This is a genomic window from Sulfitobacter sp. R86518 (assembly GCF_042466275.1).
GTDB lineage: Bacteria > Pseudomonadota > Alphaproteobacteria > Rhodobacterales > Rhodobacteraceae > Sulfitobacter > Sulfitobacter pontiacus.
The window spans coordinates 1,172,034-1,188,582 of sequence record NZ_JAXHCA010000005.1; the positions used below are offsets into that span (position 1 = coordinate 1,172,034).

17 protein-coding genes are annotated in these 16,549 nt (G+C 60.6%); 9 read left to right on the forward strand and 8 right to left on the reverse strand.

Annotated features, from left to right (window positions below):
- Window positions 1–66: 66 nt before the first annotated feature.
- The 5 genes from SJY36_RS06600 to SJY36_RS06620 all read left to right on the forward strand — a co-directional run bounded on the left by SJY36_RS06600 (window position 67) and on the right by SJY36_RS06620 (window position 3,542).
- Entirely contained in the window at window positions 67–726 is a 660-nt protein-coding gene (locus SJY36_RS06600) for an ATP-dependent Clp protease proteolytic subunit (RefSeq protein ID WP_009826714.1), read from the forward strand.
- A gap of 134 nt (window positions 727–860) precedes the next feature.
- Window positions 861–2,126 carry an ATP-dependent Clp protease ATP-binding subunit ClpX gene (gene clpX / locus SJY36_RS06605; RefSeq protein WP_005852783.1) on the forward strand — a complete coding sequence of 422 codons (1,266 nt, stop codon included), beginning with the start codon at window positions 861–863 and terminating at the stop codon, window positions 2,124–2,126.
- 144 nt (window positions 2,127–2,270) lie between these two features.
- Window positions 2,271–2,630: a RidA family protein gene (locus SJY36_RS06610; RefSeq protein ID WP_005852785.1), complete on the forward strand. Its 360-nt coding sequence runs from the start codon at window positions 2,271–2,273 to the stop codon at window positions 2,628–2,630.
- 83 nt (window positions 2,631–2,713) lie between these two features.
- Complete coding sequence (locus tag SJY36_RS06615) at window positions 2,714–3,097, forward strand: NADH:ubiquinone oxidoreductase subunit NDUFA12 (RefSeq protein ID WP_005852787.1); 384 nt, start codon at window positions 2,714–2,716, stop codon at window positions 3,095–3,097.
- A gap of 91 nt (window positions 3,098–3,188) precedes the next feature.
- Entirely contained in the window at window positions 3,189–3,542 is a 354-nt protein-coding gene (locus SJY36_RS06620; RefSeq protein WP_386173781.1) for a DUF2155 domain-containing protein, read from the forward strand.
- Here the strand turns inward: SJY36_RS06620 and aat are convergent.
- From aat to SJY36_RS06660, 8 genes are all read right to left on the reverse strand, one after another.
- Window positions 3,506–4,141, reverse strand: coding sequence for a leucyl/phenylalanyl-tRNA--protein transferase (gene aat / locus SJY36_RS06625; RefSeq protein ID WP_386173783.1), 636 nt, complete (start codon window positions 4,139–4,141; stop codon window positions 3,506–3,508). The two genes, SJY36_RS06620 and aat, sit on opposite strands and share 37 nt — an antisense overlap.
- Window positions 4,134–5,486 (reverse strand): acetyl-CoA carboxylase biotin carboxylase subunit, encoded by a 1,353-nt coding sequence (accC, locus tag SJY36_RS06630; protein ID WP_386173785.1) that lies wholly within the window; start codon window positions 5,484–5,486, stop codon window positions 4,134–4,136. The genes aat and accC overlap by 8 nt, the downstream gene beginning before the upstream one ends.
- A gap of 10 nt (window positions 5,487–5,496) precedes the next feature.
- The gene (gene accB / locus SJY36_RS06635) at window positions 5,497–6,003 is read right to left on the reverse strand and encodes an acetyl-CoA carboxylase biotin carboxyl carrier protein (RefSeq protein WP_386173787.1); all 507 of its coding nucleotides are present in this window, start codon (window positions 6,001–6,003) and stop codon (window positions 5,497–5,499) included.
- A 249-nt stretch (window positions 6,004–6,252) separates the two neighbouring features.
- Window positions 6,253–7,008, reverse strand: coding sequence for an ABC transporter ATP-binding protein (locus SJY36_RS06640; protein ID WP_005852792.1), 756 nt, complete (start codon window positions 7,006–7,008; stop codon window positions 6,253–6,255).
- 59 nt (window positions 7,009–7,067) lie between these two features.
- Window positions 7,068–7,832 (reverse strand): ABC transporter ATP-binding protein, encoded by a 765-nt coding sequence (locus tag SJY36_RS06645; RefSeq protein WP_005852793.1) that lies wholly within the window; start codon window positions 7,830–7,832, stop codon window positions 7,068–7,070.
- A gap of 15 nt (window positions 7,833–7,847) precedes the next feature.
- The gene (locus SJY36_RS06650; RefSeq protein WP_005852794.1) at window positions 7,848–9,056 is read right to left on the reverse strand and encodes a branched-chain amino acid ABC transporter permease; all 1,209 of its coding nucleotides are present in this window, start codon (window positions 9,054–9,056) and stop codon (window positions 7,848–7,850) included.
- A 3-nt stretch (window positions 9,057–9,059) separates the two neighbouring features.
- Window positions 9,060–10,091, reverse strand: a complete 1,032-nt coding sequence (locus SJY36_RS06655; RefSeq protein WP_009826721.1) for a branched-chain amino acid ABC transporter permease — start codon at window positions 10,089–10,091, stop codon at window positions 9,060–9,062.
- Window positions 10,092–10,179: 88 nt separating this feature from the next.
- Window positions 10,180–11,544, reverse strand: coding sequence for a substrate-binding protein (locus SJY36_RS06660; protein WP_005852796.1), 1,365 nt, complete (start codon window positions 11,542–11,544; stop codon window positions 10,180–10,182).
- A gap of 231 nt (window positions 11,545–11,775) precedes the next feature.
- Here SJY36_RS06660 and SJY36_RS06665 point away from each other — a divergent pair, with 231 nt between their 5' ends.
- From SJY36_RS06665 to SJY36_RS06680, 4 genes are all read left to right on the forward strand, one after another.
- Window positions 11,776–13,071, forward strand: a complete 1,296-nt coding sequence (locus SJY36_RS06665) for a helix-turn-helix transcriptional regulator (protein WP_037943986.1) — start codon at window positions 11,776–11,778, stop codon at window positions 13,069–13,071.
- 107 nt (window positions 13,072–13,178) lie between these two features.
- Entirely contained in the window at window positions 13,179–13,562 is a 384-nt protein-coding gene (locus SJY36_RS06670) for a response regulator transcription factor (RefSeq protein WP_005852799.1), read from the forward strand.
- On the forward strand, window positions 13,559–13,831 hold the full coding sequence (locus tag SJY36_RS06675) for a hypothetical protein (RefSeq protein WP_009826724.1): 273 nt from the start codon (window positions 13,559–13,561) through the stop codon (window positions 13,829–13,831). The genes SJY36_RS06670 and SJY36_RS06675 overlap by 4 nt, the downstream gene beginning before the upstream one ends.
- Window positions 13,831–16,524, forward strand: a complete 2,694-nt coding sequence (locus tag SJY36_RS06680) for an ATP-binding protein (protein WP_386173790.1) — start codon at window positions 13,831–13,833, stop codon at window positions 16,522–16,524. The genes SJY36_RS06675 and SJY36_RS06680 overlap by 1 nt, the downstream gene beginning before the upstream one ends.
- Window positions 16,525–16,549 lie beyond the last annotated feature (25 nt).

The following is a 16,549-nucleotide window of genomic DNA, read 5'->3' on the forward strand; positions in this document are numbered from 1 at the left end:
CGCGATTAATCTTAAGCCAAGGTTTCGCGGGTATGGTCCGGCGAACGGCAATATCAGGCAGGCTTTATGAACGATCCACATGATACATATATGAACACGCTGGTCCCTATGGTGGTTGAACAAACCAGCCGGGGCGAACGTGCGTACGACATCTTCTCGCGTCTGCTGAAAGAGCGGATCATTTTCCTCAACGGGCCTGTGCATGACGGCATGTCGTCGCTGATCGTGGCACAGCTTCTGCACCTCGAGGCAGAGAACCCCTCCAAGGAAATTTCCATGTATATCAACAGCCCCGGCGGCGTTGTGACCTCTGGCCTGTCGATCTACGACACGATGCAGTACATCAAACCAAAGGTGTCCACGCTGGTCATCGGGCAGGCGGCATCCATGGGGTCGCTGTTGCTGCAAGCGGGCGAAAAAGGCATGCGATTCTCGCTGCCCAACAGCCGCGTTATGGTCCACCAGCCCTCCGGCGGGTATCAGGGTCAGGCGACGGACATCATGATTCACGCGCAGGAAACGCAAAAGCTGAAAACGCGCCTGAACGAGATCTATGTCAAACACACCGGCCAGCCGCTGGAAAAAGTCGAAGCAGCGCTTGAGCGTGACAACTTCATGTCGCCCGAAGAAGCCAAAGACTGGGGCCTGATCGACGAGATCGTCGAGAACCGCGGCAAGATGGATGATCCTGATGCGCCTAAAGATGGCGACAAAAAAGGCAAGTAAATAAGGCGTGCGTGGCCCGTTATTTTGCGATTGTGGACCACGCACCGCTGGCCTAAGCTGGCACCGAGCAAAAAAATATATAGATGGCTGCCCTATGGCGGACACGATCAAACGACAGACCTGAAAGGGTTGAAATGGCTAATACTTCGAGCGGCGACAGCAAGAACACACTTTATTGCAGCTTTTGTGGCAAAAGTCAGCATGAGGTGCGCAAGCTGATTGCAGGTCCGACTGTCTTCATTTGTGACGAATGTGTCGAACTTTGCATGGATATCATCCGCGAGGAAACCAAAGCCTCGGGGCTGAAAGCCACCGATGGTGTGCCGACCCCGAAAGACATCTGTGATGTTCTGGACGATTACGTGATCGGGCAGGCGATGGCCAAACGGGTGCTGTCGGTTGCCGTGCACAACCACTATAAACGTCTCAACCACGCCCAGAAGGGTGGGGACATCGAGCTGGCGAAATCCAACATCCTGCTGATCGGGCCCACGGGCTGCGGTAAGACGCTGCTAGCGCAAACGCTGGCGCGTATTCTGGATGTGCCCTTTACCATGGCCGATGCGACGACACTGACCGAAGCGGGCTATGTCGGGGAAGATGTTGAAAACATTATCCTCAAGCTGTTGCAGGCGTCTGAATACAATGTCGAGCGTGCACAGCGCGGCATCGTCTATATCGACGAAGTTGATAAAATCACGCGCAAATCCGAAAACCCCAGCATCACCCGTGATGTGAGCGGCGAAGGCGTGCAGCAAGCCTTGCTGAAACTGATGGAAGGCACCGTGGCCTCTGTCCCGCCGCAGGGCGGGCGCAAGCATCCGCAGCAGGAATTCCTGCAGGTGGATACCACGAACATCCTGTTCATCTGCGGCGGTGCTTTCGCCGGTCTGGACCGGATCATTGCCGCGCGCGGTAAAGGGTCCGCTATGGGCTTTGGTGCCGATGTGCGCGATCAGGATGCCCGCGGCATTGGCGAGATTTTCACCGACCTCGAACCGGAAGATCTGCTGAAGTTCGGCCTCATCCCTGAATTCGTAGGCCGTCTGCCGGTTCTGGCGACGCTTGAGGATCTGGACGAGGACGCGCTGGTCACCATCCTGACCGAACCGAAAAACGCGTTGGTCAAACAGTATCAGCGCTTGTTCGAGATCGAGGATACGCAGCTGACCTTTACCGATGACGCGCTGTTGGCGATCGCGAAACGCGCCATCGAACGCAAAACCGGTGCCCGTGGTCTGCGCTCTATCCTCGAAGACATCTTGCTGAACACGATGTTCGATCTGCCCGGCATGGACAGCGTCACCGAGGTGGTCGTGAACGAAGAGGCGGTGACCTCTGACGCGGCACCGCTGATGATCCACGCCGACGCCGAGAAAGAGCCTGCAACCGCCGGCTAGGCATCGCATGCATGTTATCTGATCAAGGCGCGCCAGCGATGGTGCGCCTTTTTCGTATCTGGCAGGGGGCCGCCGCTTTGTCGCTTGACCTTAGCAAGGGCAGGCGCTTTGACAGGGTCAGGCATGACAGACAAGAGGCGCATCATGACAAGACGTATTTTTTCCGGCGGTGAATTCGAAGCCAAGATCGGCTACTGCCGCGCCGTTGTGGCGGGGGGCTTTGTCCATGTGGCGGGCACCGTGGGGCAAGGCGACACCGTGACCGACCAGTGCCGCGCCGCCCTTGCGACCATCGAAGGGGCCCTGCGCGAGGCAGGCTGCACCATGGCGGATGTGGTGCGCGTGAATTATTATCTGCCCGACCGCGCAGAGTTCGAACCCTGCTGGCCGATCCTGTCCGAGGTCTTTGGCGACGCGCCGCCCGCCGCGACAATGATCGAATGCGGGCTGATCGACGACAAATACCGCATCGAAATCGAAGTCACCGCCTGCCTACCCGGCTGAAAACCGCGGCTATGTGCCCCGAAGCCCGCTAGACCTTTGCGCGGCCTTGGTGCATATATCCATCAAAGCTTCAGGAGACCTCTATGGGCATTCTCAACTCTCTTTTGCGCGGCGTGACGTGGTGGAACGGCCAGACGCTGAACACGCAACTGTTCACGTGGCGCAAGGGCATCAAGGTCGGCGAAGACGCCGAAGGCAATGTGTACTACCGCAACGCGGACAGCAGCAAACGTTGGGTGATCTTCAACGGCGAGATCGAGGCGACGCGCGTCAACGCGGATTGGCACGGCTGGCTGCACCATTCGTGGGATGAAACCCCCGAGGCGCGTCCGCTGGCGCATAAGACCTGGGAAAAGCCCCACCAAGAGAACCTGACCGGCACCGCCCTGGCCTATGCGCCCGCAGGATCGATCCGCCGCGAAAAGCCTGCGGACCGCGGTGACTACGAGGCGTGGCAGCCCGAATAAACGCCACGCACGCGCCCCGTGATCGGGCGCGCGCTACTGCGGCAGCCCGGCTGTGCTGGCAACGCCCTTTGACGTTCAAGGAACCCATGTGATGCGCAAGATATTGATGATGCTCGCCATATTGGCCGCACCGGTGCAGGCACAGCAGGTGGCCAGCGCTGAAGGCGGAGTTTTGCGGGCGCTCGACAAGGTATCGGGTGTGTCGCGTGACGTTGAAATGCGCCGTGGCGAAACGGCGCGCGTGGGCAATCTGAATGTGACGATGAACGAATGTCGCTATCCGTCGGGCAACCCTGCGGGCGACGCCTATGCCGAGCTCGAGATCGTCGAGACGGGCGACGAGAACCGGCTTTTCGCAGGCTGGATGATCGCCTCTGCCCCCGCGTTGTCGGCGCTGGAGCATCCGCGCTATGACATCTGGGTCATCCGCTGCACTACGTCCTGAGGGCTGGCCGCAGCGGGCGCTGTGAAATCTGCCGTTTTCATCAACGCCATCTCTAGCCGTGCGTGATAGGCCGCGCGGGTGATCTCTTGCGCGCCAAGGGACGCCAGATGCGGGGTCAGGAACTGTGTGTCAAACAGGGTAAACCCGCCGCGGTTCAGCCGGTCTACCAGACAGGCCAGCGCGATCTTGGACGCGTTGTCGCGCCTTGAAAACATGCTTTCGCCAAAGAACGCACCCCCCAGCGTGACGCCATAGACCCCGCCCACCAGCATGTCATCCTCCCAGACCTCAAGGGCGTGGGCATGACCAAGCGCGTGTAGCTGGGCATAAAGGCTAAAAATCTCGGCGTTGATCCAAGTGTCGGCGCGGTCAGCGCAGCCGGTGACAACGTCGTTGAACGCGGTGTTGGTGGTGATGGTAAAGCGCGTGCGCCGCATCGCGCGCGACAGGGACCGCGAGATATGGAACCCGTCGAGGGGAAAGACGCCCCGACGCCGCGGATCGACCCAGAAAATCTCTGGGTCGTCGCGGTGTTCGGCCATGGGGAAAATCCCGATGGAATAGCCGTGTAATAACAGCTCGGGCGTGAGGTCAGGCATTGCCCAGGTTGGTTTCAAGCCAATGCTCTAGCCAGTGGATGTTGTAATCCCCTGTCAGCACGTCCTGTTCGTCCAGCAGCGCGTGGAACAGCGGCACCGTGGTATCGACCCCATCCACGATCAGCTCGCCCAAGGCGCGACGCAGACGCGCCAGCGCTTCGGGGCGGTCGCGCCCGTGGACGATGAGCTTGCCGATCAGGCTGTCGTAATAGGGCGGAATTTTATAGCCGTCATACAGCGCGCTATCCATCCGCACACCAAGCCCACCTGGGGCGTGATACTGCGTGATCTTGCCCGGGCAGGGCGAGAAGTTCGGCAGTTTCTCGGCGTTGATCCGGACCTCGATCGCGTGGCCGTTGATCTGCAGGTCTCCTTGCGTAAAGGACATTTCCAAACCGGCAGCAACGCGGATCTGTTCACGCACCAGATCGACCCCGAAGATGCCTTCGGTCACAGGGTGTTCCACCTGCAAACGTGTGTTCATCTCGATGAAGTAGAATTCGCCGTTTTCATAGAGGAATTCGATCGTGCCGGCACCGATGTAGTTGATGTTGGCCATCGCATCGGCACAGACTTTACCGATCCGCGCGCGTTCTTCGGCGGTGATCGACGGGCCGGGGGCCTCTTCGAAAACCTTCTGGTGACGGCGTTGCAGCGAACAGTCACGCTCGCCCAGGTGGACAGCACGGCCCTTGCCGTCGCCAAAGACCTGAATCTCGATGTGGCGCGGTGTGGTCAGGTATTTCTCGATATAGACTTCGTCATTGCCGAAGTTCGATTTACCCTCGGCGCGGGCGGTCATGAAGGCACGTTCCATTTCAGCGGCGGATTGCGCCACTTTCATGCCCTTGCCACCCCCACCGGCGGTCGCCTTGATGATCACCGGATAGCCGATTTCCTCGCCGATACGCTTGGCGTCGGCCAATGTGGGCACGCCGCCGTCAGAACCGGGAACGCAGGGCACGCCAAGCTCTTTCATGGTGTCTTTGGCGGTGATCTTGTCGCCCATGATGCGGATGTGTTCCGCTGTGGGGCCGATGAAGGTCAGGTCGTGGTCTTCGACGATCTGCACAAAGCCCGCGTTCTCCGACAAGAAACCGTATCCGGGGTGGATCGCTTCGGCACCGGTGATCTCGCAGGCGGCGATGATCGACGGGATCGACAGATAGGATTGCTGCGAAGAGGGCGGGCCGATGCAGACAGATTCGTCTGCCATGCGTACATGCATCGCATCGCTGTCAGCCGTCGAATGGACGGCGACAGACCCGATGCCCATCTCGCGGGCCGCACGGATCACGCGCAACGCGATCTCGCCGCGGTTTGCGACTAGGATTTTTTTGAACATGGGTTTCGCCTTATTCCAGGATCACCAAAGGCGCGCCGAATTCAACGGCGGCGCCGTCTTCTACCAAGATCCGCTTGACCGTGCCGGAGCGTGGCGCAGGAATGTGGTTCATGGTTTTCATTGCTTCGACGATCAACAGCGTGTCGCCTTCGGAAACGCTTGTCCCGCCAGAGATAAAGGCGGGCGCGCCGGGTTCGGCTTGCATATAGACGGTGCCCACCATCGGAGAGACGACTGCGCCGGGGTGATCCGCCGGGTCGCTGTTGTCTGCGGCAGGGGCTGCTGCCGCTGCTGGGGCGGAGGCCGCGGGGGCAGGCGCTGCATAGTGTGCAGGGGCCGACTGCGCCTGTTGCGGCGCGACGATTTGTTGTGGGGGTTTACGGCTAACGCGCACATTCAGGCTGTCATCCTCGGCGTAATCCCGCTTGACCTGCAATTCGGTCAGATCGTTTTCATTCAGCAACTCGGCGAGCGCCTGGATAAAAGCCACATCGGCGTCATGGGTGTTTTTTGTCATATTTTCCTCAGCCAGTCTAAGTCGATCGGGCGCTGCCTGTGCCCTTGAATTGCTGCCTTATAGGGCATGGGCGCAGCCATGAAAAGCAAGCAGTTGCCTAACGTAAGCTTGGCCGCGCAAAGCGCGGGATCGGGCAGCGGATCGGGGCGAGGGATATGGGGGATGTGACAGGGGGACGCGGGCGCGGGAAAATGCCGGTGTGAAACATATGTTTCGTCTAGTTTTCCCGCGCGCGTCGAGGCTTGGCCGTCAGATTGCCAGATATTCGGCACGCAGTTCGGCGTTGTTCAGCACCTCTTCGGCGGTGCCGTCAAACACCACGCCACCGGTATCAAGGATCACCGCACGATCCGCGAGTTTAAGCGCACGCACCGCGTTTTGTTCGACCAGAATGGTGGTGATGCCTTGGGATTTGATCAGCGACAGGGTCTTTTCGATCTCGTCCACAATGACGGGGGCAAGCCCTTCATAGGGTTCATCCAGCAGCAGCACCTTGATGTCACGGGCCAGCGCACGGGCAATCGCCAGCATCTGTTGTTCGCCGCCCGACAGGGTCACGCCCTCTTGCTTGCGGCGTTCCTTGAGGCGGGGAAACAATTCGTAGATGCGGTCAAGCGACCAGCCGATGGGCGGGGCGATCTGCGCCAGTTGCAGGTTTTCCTCGACCGTGAGACCCGCGATGATGCGGCGGTCTTCGGGGACCAGCGCCAGACCGTTGGCGGCGGCCTCGTGGCTGGCCATCTTGTGCAGCGGCTGGTGGTCGAGCCAGACCTCGCCTTTGCGCAACTCGGGGTCGCCGATCTGCGCGATGGCCCGCAGGGTCGAGGTTTTCCCCGCCCCGTTGCGGCCCAGAAGCGCCAGGATCTCACCTTCGTGCACGTTAAAGCTGACGCCCTGCACGATGTAGCTTTCGCCGTAATAGGCGTGGATGTCCCAGACCGAAAGATAGGCGGGGGCGGTAGCGGCGTGGTTGGCGCTGTTCGAGAAATCGGGTTTCGTGTTCATAGTCTTGTCCTTGCAAAGCCTCTGGTGCGGGGCGACGCGGGAGGGGGAGCCCCCACGCGTCAGGCGGCGTCCTGGGATTCGCCCAAATACGCCTCGCGCACCTTGGGGTGGCCTTTGATGTTGTCGGGGGTGTCTTCGACCAGCGGGGTGCCTTGGGCCAACACGGTGATCCGTTCCGCCAGCGAGAACACCACATGCATGTCGTGTTCGATGATGGCGATAGTAATGTCGCGTTCGTCCTTGATCTGTTTCAGCAGGTCGATGGTATTGTTGGTATCGGCCCGCGCCATGCCCGCTGTGGGTTCATCCAGCAGCAGCAGGCGCGGATCTTGCGACAGGCACATCGCGATTTCCAACCGACGTTTGTCGCCGCGCGACATAGAGGCCGCGTGCATGTGGCGTTTGTCGGCGAGCTTCATCTCGACCAGCATCTCCTCGGCTTTTTCGATCACGTCACGTTGGCTCGACATGGCGGTGAGCGCGTTCATCTGGAACGCCCCGTCACGTTTGGCAAAGCAGGGGATCATCATGTTCTCCTGCACGCTGAGATCACCAAAGATCTCGGGCGTCTGGAATACGCGGGAAATCCCCATCTGGTTGATCTCGTAGGGTTTGCGCCCCAGCACCGACTGCCCGTCGAACATGACCGATCCGGTATCGGGGATCAGCTTGCCCACCAGACAGTTCAGCAGCGTGGATTTGCCCGCCCCGTTCGGCCCGATGATCGCATGGACCGAGTTTTCCGCGACGCTGAGGTTCACGTCGCTCAGCGCTTGCAACCCGCCGAAACGTTTGCCGACATTTTTGACTTCGAGAATGGCCATCTGTTCAGCTCCTTCTTATTCGGCTGGGGGTGTGTTGCGTTGTGCGGCGGCGTCTGCCTCGACCGATCCGGCGTTCCGGTCCTTGCGGCGGAACACGCGACCGATACGTTGACCGCCTTCGACCAGACCACCGGGCAGGAAGATCACGACCAGCATGAACAGCAGGCCCAGCGTCAGGTGCCAGCCCTTGCCCACAAAGGGGTGGATCAGCGTGATCAGCGTGTCTTCCAGCCCGTCGGGCATAAAGGCGAACCAACCGTGCAGGACGTTATCGTTAATCTTGGAAAAGATGTTTTCGAAGTACTTGATAAAGCCCGCGCCCAGAACCGGCCCCAGAAGGGTGCCCGCACCACCAAGGATGGTCATCAGAACCACCTCGCCCGAGGCCGTCCACTGCATCCGTTCAGCACCGGCAAGCGGGTCCATCGCGGCCAGCAGGCCACCGGCCAGACCGGCATACATGCCAGAGATGACAAAGGCCGCCAGCGTGTAGGGTTTGGTGTTCAGGCCGGTGTAGTTCATCCGTTGCTGGTTCGATTTCACCGCCCGCAGCATCATGCCGAAAGGCGACCGGAAGACGCGGATCGAGATATAGAACGCCAGCAGCATGATCACGGCACAAAGGTAATACCCGACCGAGAAGGTGAAGGACCAGGCCCCGAAATCCAGCGTCGTCGCCGCATTCATTTGCGCCCCGAACAGATTGGGGTAGCTGGGTGCATTCGCCCCATCAAGGATACGCGGATCGCTCAGCGCGATTTGCAGGCCGGTTTCGCCATTGGTGATCGGCGTCAGCACCGAATAGGCAAGGTTGAACGACATCTGCGCAAAGGCGAGCGTCAGGATCGAAAAGTAGATCCCCGATCGGCGTAGCGAGACAAAGCCGATCACGACAGAGAAGAGCCCCGCCACGATCACCGACAAAAGGATCGCGGGGATCACGTTCATCGACAAGAGCTTCATCATCCACACGGCAGAGTAGGAACCGACCCCCAGAAAGGCCGCGTGACCAAAAGAGAGATATCCGGTCAGTCCGAACAGAATGTTGAACCCGATGGCAAAGATGCCAAAGATCACAAAGCGTTGCATCAGGTCGGGGTAGCCCGCGTTGAACTGCGCCAGCCCTGATCCGGCGGGGAAGGGGTTGAGGATGATAGGGGCTGCCATGGTCAGGAATGCCACCACCAACAGCAGGAGAAAGTCTTTTTTCGTGAGTGAGTGCATGGGTTATTCCTCCATCACGCCTTTGCGGCCCATCAGGCCACGGGGGCGTGTCAGCAAGATGAGTATCGCGACAACGTAAATGATGATCTGGTCAATACCGGGCAGGATGTTCTTGACCTCGTTCATAGAGGCAAAGCTTTCCAGAATGCCCAGCAAGAACCCCGCCAGCACGGCACCGGGCAGCGACCCCATGCCGCCGACCACGACGACCACAAAGCTCAGCACCAGAAAATCCATACCCATGTGGTAGTTGGGCGAATTGATCGGCGCGTACATGACACCGGCCAGACCGGCGACCGCGGCGGCGATGCCGAACATGATGGTGAAACGTTTGTCGATGTTGATGCCCAGCAGACCGACGGTCTCGCGGTCGGCCATACCGGCGCGCACAACCATCCCAAAGGTGGTGAACTGCAAGAAGGCAAAAACGCCGCCGATGATCACGGCCGAGAAAGCGAAATAGATCAGGCGCCAGTAGGGGTAGATGATCGCATTGGGATCAAAGCCCAGCATCACGCCAAAGTCGAACGACCCGCGAAACGCCTCCGGGGCGGAGGTAGGGATCGGGTTCGCGCCGTAGAAATACTTGATCACCTCTTGCAGCACGATCGCCAGACCGAAGGTCACCAGAATCTGGTCGGCATGGGGGCGCTTGTAGAAATGTTTGATCAACCCGCGCTCCATGACAAAGCCGATGGCCAGCATGATCGGCACGGCAAAGAGGATCGACAGGGGAACGGACCAATCCAGCATCCAGGCACCGGCGGTCTCTCCGAACCAGTCCTTGATATAGAGAATGTCCTCGTATTTCGGCTTGCCCAGAAAATCGACGCCGGAGGGTTCCGATGCCTTATGGCTGAGCGTGAAAATCTTGCTTAGCGTGACGGCGCAGAAGGCACCGATCATGAACAGCGCCCCATGGGCAAAGTTCACGACACCCAGCGTGCCGAAAATCAACGTCAGACCAAGCGCGATGAGCGCATAGGCTGAACCTTTGTCCAACCCGTTAAGAAGTTGCAAAAGAATGGCGTCCATCGCGGTGCCCTCGAATTTTTAAGAAGTGAAAGGCGGAAAAGCCCGCCGGCAAGGTAAGGCAGGGGTCGCCCCCTGCCTTAGACTTGATTTACGCGCCGGGGTTGCAGTCGCCCAACTCGCCGCCCGCAAACATCGGGTGGTCAGGTGCATAGGTGACCTGATCGGCTGGGGTGACTTCGACGATTTCCACGAGATCGAATTCATTCTCGGGGTTCTCTTTGCCGCGCACGACCACAACGTCCTTGAAGCACTGGTGGTCATCGGCACGGTACAGCGTCGGGCCGTTGCCCAGACCGTCGAATTCGAACCCGGCAAGGGCTTCGCCGACGGCGCAGGGGTTGAACGATCCGGCACGGGCCACCGCATCCGCATACAGCAGCGTCTGCGCATAGCAGGTCTGAGCCGCCTGGCTGGGGGGGAAGCCGTATTTTTCGCCGAAGGACTGAACGAAAGCGTTGGTCCCTTTGTAGCGGTCGCCCATCTGGTTCTCGAGCTTCCAGTCCCAGTTCTGCGAACCGACGATACCGGTGATATTCTCACCCGCACCACGGGCCATCAGCTCTGAATAGAGCGGCACGACGATCTCGAAGTTCTTGCCGTTCACCTGCTTTTCGCGCAGGCCGAACTGCACGGCGTTGGTCAGCGAGTTGACCATGTTTCCGCCGTAGTGGTTGAGCACCAGAACATCCGCACCGGAGTTCAGGACAGGCGCGATATAGGACGAGAAATCGGTCGCGGCGAGCGGCGTGCGCACGTCGTTGATGGTTTCCCAACCCATGGCTTCGGTCGCGGCCTGAATGGATTCCTGTTGCGTCCAGCCCCATGTGTAGTCGGCTGTCAGGCTGTAGACCTTGCGATCATCGCCGTAGAGGTTTTTCAGCACCGGTGCCAAAGCGGCAGCGGACATATAGGCGTTGAAGAAGTGACGGAAGCCATTGGCTTTCTTGTCTTTACCCGTGGTGTCATTCGAGTGTGTCAGACCCGACATAAAGATCACGCCGGCCTCTTGGCACAGGCCCTGCACTGCAACCGCCACGCCCGAGCTTGAGCCGCCCGAGATCATGATCGCGCCGTCTTTCTGGATCATCGACTGCGCCGATGCGCGGGCCGCGTCCGATTTGGTCTGCGTGTCGCCGGTCACGAACTGGACTTTCTTGCCCATGATCCCGTTACCTTCCAGCGCCTTCGAGCTGAAGGTGTTCAGCATTCCGCCGTCGCCCTGACCGTTCAGGTGCTCGACCGCCAGCTCGAACGCGCGCAGCTCGTCTGCGCCTTCGTCCGCGTAGGGGCCTGATTGGGGTACGTTAAAACCAAGCGTCACCGTGTCGCCCGTTGGCGCGTTGGTAAAGCCGGAATGCGCGGCCGCGCTTAGATACGTCGGCAGCGCCAGACCGGCCCCGGCAGCAGCGCCGGTTTTGATCACGCCACGACGCGTCAAGTTAGAAAATGACATGTATTTCCTCCCAAATGTTGAAATCACGGCCCGATTATTTTTCCGGGTCCATGATGCACAGAGGTGCAAATATGATATGAGAGGAAAACTGAAAACCGATCAACAAGCCCCTTGATAAAAACAACTATTCTGTAAATATATTCGCACAGGTTGAGGGGGAGTTGTAAATTTAATGATATTGCAGCGCAGAAAGCCGTTGATAACGCGATATAATTCGCGCGGGGGTGCCGCGTGACCCGTGATGCGCTGACCGGCAGCCGCATCCGTGAACGTCGGGTGATGGCGGGGCAGAAACAGGCGGACCTTGCCAAGCGCATCGGCATCTCGGCCAGCTATCTGAATCTTATCGAACACAACCGTCGCAGAATCGGCGGGAAACTGCTTCTTAACATCGCCGCCGCCCTTGGGGTGGAGCCGACGGCGTTGACCGAAGGGGCGGAGGCTGCGCTGATCGCCACCCTGCGCGAGGCGGCGGATGATGCGCGGCTCAGCGGGCCGGAGGCGACCCGCGCCGATGAATTCGCCGGACGGTTCCCGGGCTGGGCCGATGTGCTGGCCAACGCGCAGCGCCGGATCGCCACGTTGGAGCGTACGGTCGAAACCCTGACCGACCGGCTGGCCCATGACCCGCATCTGGCCGCCTCTATGCACGAACTGCTGACAACCGCTGCCGCGATCCGGTCCACCGCGTCGATTTTGGCCGATACCAAAACGCTAGAACCCGAATGGCGCGACCGGTTTCACATCAACATTGATCAGGACAGCCGTCGCCTTGCCGATAGCGCGCAGGCGCTTGTGGGCTATCTTGAGGCCGACCCTGAAATCACCCCCGCCGCCGATTCACCGCAAGAGGAGGTAGAGGCGTTTCTGGCCGCACATCGCTATCGTTTTGCTACGCTCGAGGTCACCGAAGGGGATGCGGATGCCATCGACAAGCTGATCCAGACCGCCCCGGAGTTGCAAAGCGTGGCCGCGCGTCACATCGCGCGCGATGTGTTGCAGCAGATCGCCATTGATGCCGAAGCCCTGCCGATCACACGGCTGACACAGGCGCTTGACCGGCTTGGACCCGACCCCGTGGCGCTTGGTGCAGAGCTGCGCCAGCCCGTGGCCCGCGTCTTGCGGCGCATGGCGACGGTGCCGGAACTGGGGGCAGGGCTGGTGATCTGCGACCGGTCGGGCACGTTGATCTTTCGCAAATCCATCGACGGTTTCGTCGTGCCGCGCTTTGGGGCCTGTTGCCCGCTTTGGCCGCTGTTCGCCGTTCTGGGCAGCCCGGGCATGGTACAGAAACAACGGGTCGCGCAACTGGGGCGGGGCCACTCTGCCTTTGACTGCTTTGCCACCTGCGAGACACAGAATGTGCGCGATTACAACGCGGTACCCTTGCTTCATTCGGTGATGTTGATCCTGCCCGCGGGGCCAGACAGCGCGCCCGCGCTTGATGTGGGGGCCACCTGTCGCGTCTGCCCGCGCGCGGCCTGTCCGGCGCGGCGCGAACCGTCGATCCTGAACGACGGGGTCTAGCGCGGGGCAACAGGCTTTTGACAGGGCAGGGTTTTCCGTGCATCTTGCCGCTCGGCCTACCGAGATCGCGGCACAAGCGACCAGGGCCACAGGGAGGGATTTTGCCAATGGGCAAGCATGTGGTGCTCGTGGAAGACGAGACGAACATCGCCGAGGCGATACGATTTTTACTCGGCCGTGAGGGCTGGCGCGTCGAAACGCTGGCCAATGGCGCGACAGCCGTGGAGGTGATCCGCAACGCCAGCCCCGATCTGGTGATGCTGGATGTGATGCTGCCGGGCAAAAGCGGTTTCGAAATCCTGAAGGAACTGCGGGCGGATGCCGCGCTGGCCGATCTGCCGATCCTGATGCTGACCGCCCGCGGTCAGACCCGCGACCGCGAAATCGCACTAGAGGCCGGGGTCAGCCGGTTTATGACCAAACCGTTTTCCAACGCCGATATGCTTGCAGCCGTGCGCGACCTGACCGCCGCAGGCACCGCAAAAGCATGAGCAAGCCCCCCGGCTCGCCGCTGTTTCTGGAACGGCGCAGCTACCGGTTTCGCCGCATGATGGATGCCGTCCGGCTGCTGCCCTTGCTGGTGCTGGCCTTCTGGATGGTGCCGCTGCTCTGGCCCGTGCAGGATGCCCCCGTCGGCGCGGCCGTGCCCATGTCGCACGCGCTGCGCTATGTCTTTGGCGTCTGGCTGGCGGGCATCGTCTTGTGCTTTCTGCTCTGGCGGCGCACGGCGCGGCAGATTGCTCAGGAAGCTCAAGACTGATGGTGTCGCTGAACCAGTTGGTCGCGGTCTGTCTGCTTTATGTGGTCGGGCTCTTTGCCGTGGCCTTCGCGGCAGAGCGTGCGGCGGCACGGGGGCGGGGCGACTGGCTGTTGCGCTCTCCGCTGGTCTATACGCTGTCGCTGTCGATCTATTGCACCGCCTGGACCTTTTACGGTGCCGTTGGCTATGCCGCGCGGTCGGGGTTGGAGTTTGTGACGATCTACCTTGGCCCGTCGCTGGTGATGATCGGCTGGTGGTGGGTGCTGCGGCGGTTGGTGCGCATCGGGCGGTCGCATCGGGTGACCTCTGTCGCGGATCTGATTTCCTCGCGCTATGGCAAATCGAACCTGCTGGCGATCTTGGTCACCATCATGGCGGTGATCGGGGTGACGCCCTATATCGCGCTGCAACTTCAATCGGTTACCCTGTCCCTGTCGATCTTTGCCAGCGCCGAGCCGGGGGTGACACCGGGCAGCGATCCGCTGAATTCCGCACAGGCGGCCTTTTGGGTCGCGGTGGGGCTGGCGCTATTCACCGTGCTCTTCGGCACCCGCAATCTCAACGTGAACGAACGCCACCACGGCGTGGTCATCGCCATCGCTGTCGAGGCGGTGGTCAAGCTGCTGGCCCTACTGGCCGTCGGCGTTTTCGTGGTTTGGGGGCTGGCAGGCGGCGTCGATCAGGCGCTGGCGCAGATCGACCGGTCGGCCCTTGGTCAATGGCAGGTCGAGGGCGGCCGTTGGGCCGCGCTGACGCTGCTGGCCGCAGCCGCCTTCATCTGCCTGCCGCGGATGTTTCAGGTGCTGGTGGTGGAGAATGACGACGAACGTCACCTGCAAACCGCCAGCTGGGCCTTCCCGCTGTATCTCATGCTGATGAGCCTGTTTGTCGTGCCGATTGCCGTGGTCGGGCTGGACCTGCTGCCCGAAGGGTCGAACCCCGATCTCTTCGTGCTGAGCCTGCCGCTCAGCCAAGGGCAGAACAGCCTTGCGATGTTTGCCTTTCTGGGGGGCTTTTCCTCGGCCACGTCGATGGTGATCGTGGCGACTCTGGCGCTGTCGACAATGGTGAGCAACCATATCGTCATGCCGATCTGGCTGACCTACGGGCAGAACACGGTGCAGCAATCGGGCGATGTGCGTCATGTGGTGATCCTGTCGCGGCGGCTGTCGATCCTGCTGATCATCTCACTGGGGTATTTCTATTACCGGCTGTCGGGCGGCGGCGGTGCGTTGGCGGCGATCGGGACGATCTCTTTCGGGGGGGTCGCGCAGTTCCTGCCGGTGTTGCTGGGCGGTATCTTCTGGCGCGGGGCCACGCGCACGGGGGCCGTCTGCGGGCTAAGCGTGGGCTTCGCGATCTGGGTCTATACGATGCTCTTGCCCAGCTTTGGCGCAGGCGCGGCGCTATCGGTTGCGACCTTTCAGGACGGGCTGTTCGGTATGATCTGGATGCGCCCCGAAGCCTTGTTTGGAATCAACGGTTTGGACCCCACTGTTCACGCAGTGATCTGGAGCCTTTCGCTCAATGCGCTGGTCTTTGTCGCCGTGTCCCTGTTCAGCTTTCCCGCCCCTGTCGAGCGGCTGCAAGGCGCGCAATTTGTCAATATCTTCGACCATTCCACCGCCGCCCGCGGGTGGAGCGCGTCCGTCGCGGCCAGCGAGGATCTGATGATCATGGCGCAGCGGATTTTGGGCCCCGCCGAGGCGCAGGGATTTTTCCGCGCGCAAGCCCAGTTGCAGGAAAAATCGGATGGTTTGCCAGAGCCAACGCCGCGTTTTGTTCAGGCGCTGGAGCGTGAATTGGCGGCCTCGGTCGGGGCGGCGACGGCCCATGCGATGGTGTCGCAGCTGGTCGGCGGTGCCTCTGTCTCGGTGCAGGATCTGCTGGCGGTGGCGGACGAATCGGCGCAGATGCTGGAGTATTCAAGCCAGCTTGAAATCAAATCGCGCGAGCTGACCGATACCGCCGCGAAGCTGCGCCGCGCCAATGACAAGCTGACGCAACTGTCGCATCAGAAAGACAGTTTTCTGAGCCAGATCAGCCATGAACTGCGCACGCCCATGACCTCTATCCGGTCGTTCTCCGAGATTCTGCGCGACGCCCAAGGGCTCGGGCCCGAAGAAAAGACGCGCTATGCCTCGATCATCCACTCCGAAACCATCCGGCTGACGCGGTTGCTGGACGATCTGCTGGACCTGTCTGTGCTGGAAAACGGCGAGGTGTCGTTGAACCGTCAGCGCGGGTCGCTGCGCGATGTGCTGGATCAGGCCGTGACCACAGCGCGCGCCGCCAATACCCGCGCGATCACCATCGACCGCGATCTGGCGGGCGAGGAGGTGATGCTGGAGACGGATCTGGACCGGCTGGTGCAGGTTTTCATCAACCTTATCACAAATGCGCAGAAATATTGCGTTGCCGACGAGCCGAAGCTGTCGATCCGCGCCCACCAGCGGGGGCCCCGCATCATTGTGGACCTGATCGACAATGGCGCGGGGATCGATGCAGCCTCTCAGGAACTGATTTTCGAAAAGTTTAGTCGTTTGCCCGGGCAGGGCGGCGAGGGGGCCGGTCTAGGCTTGGCGATATGCCGCGAGATTATCAAACGTTTACAGGGGGATATCTCGTATCTCACCGAGGTGTCGGGCACCGGTTTCCGGGTTGAGCTGCCGTTGGCGCAGTACGGGGCCTAGCGATTTTTTCGGTTCTCTAAAGGGA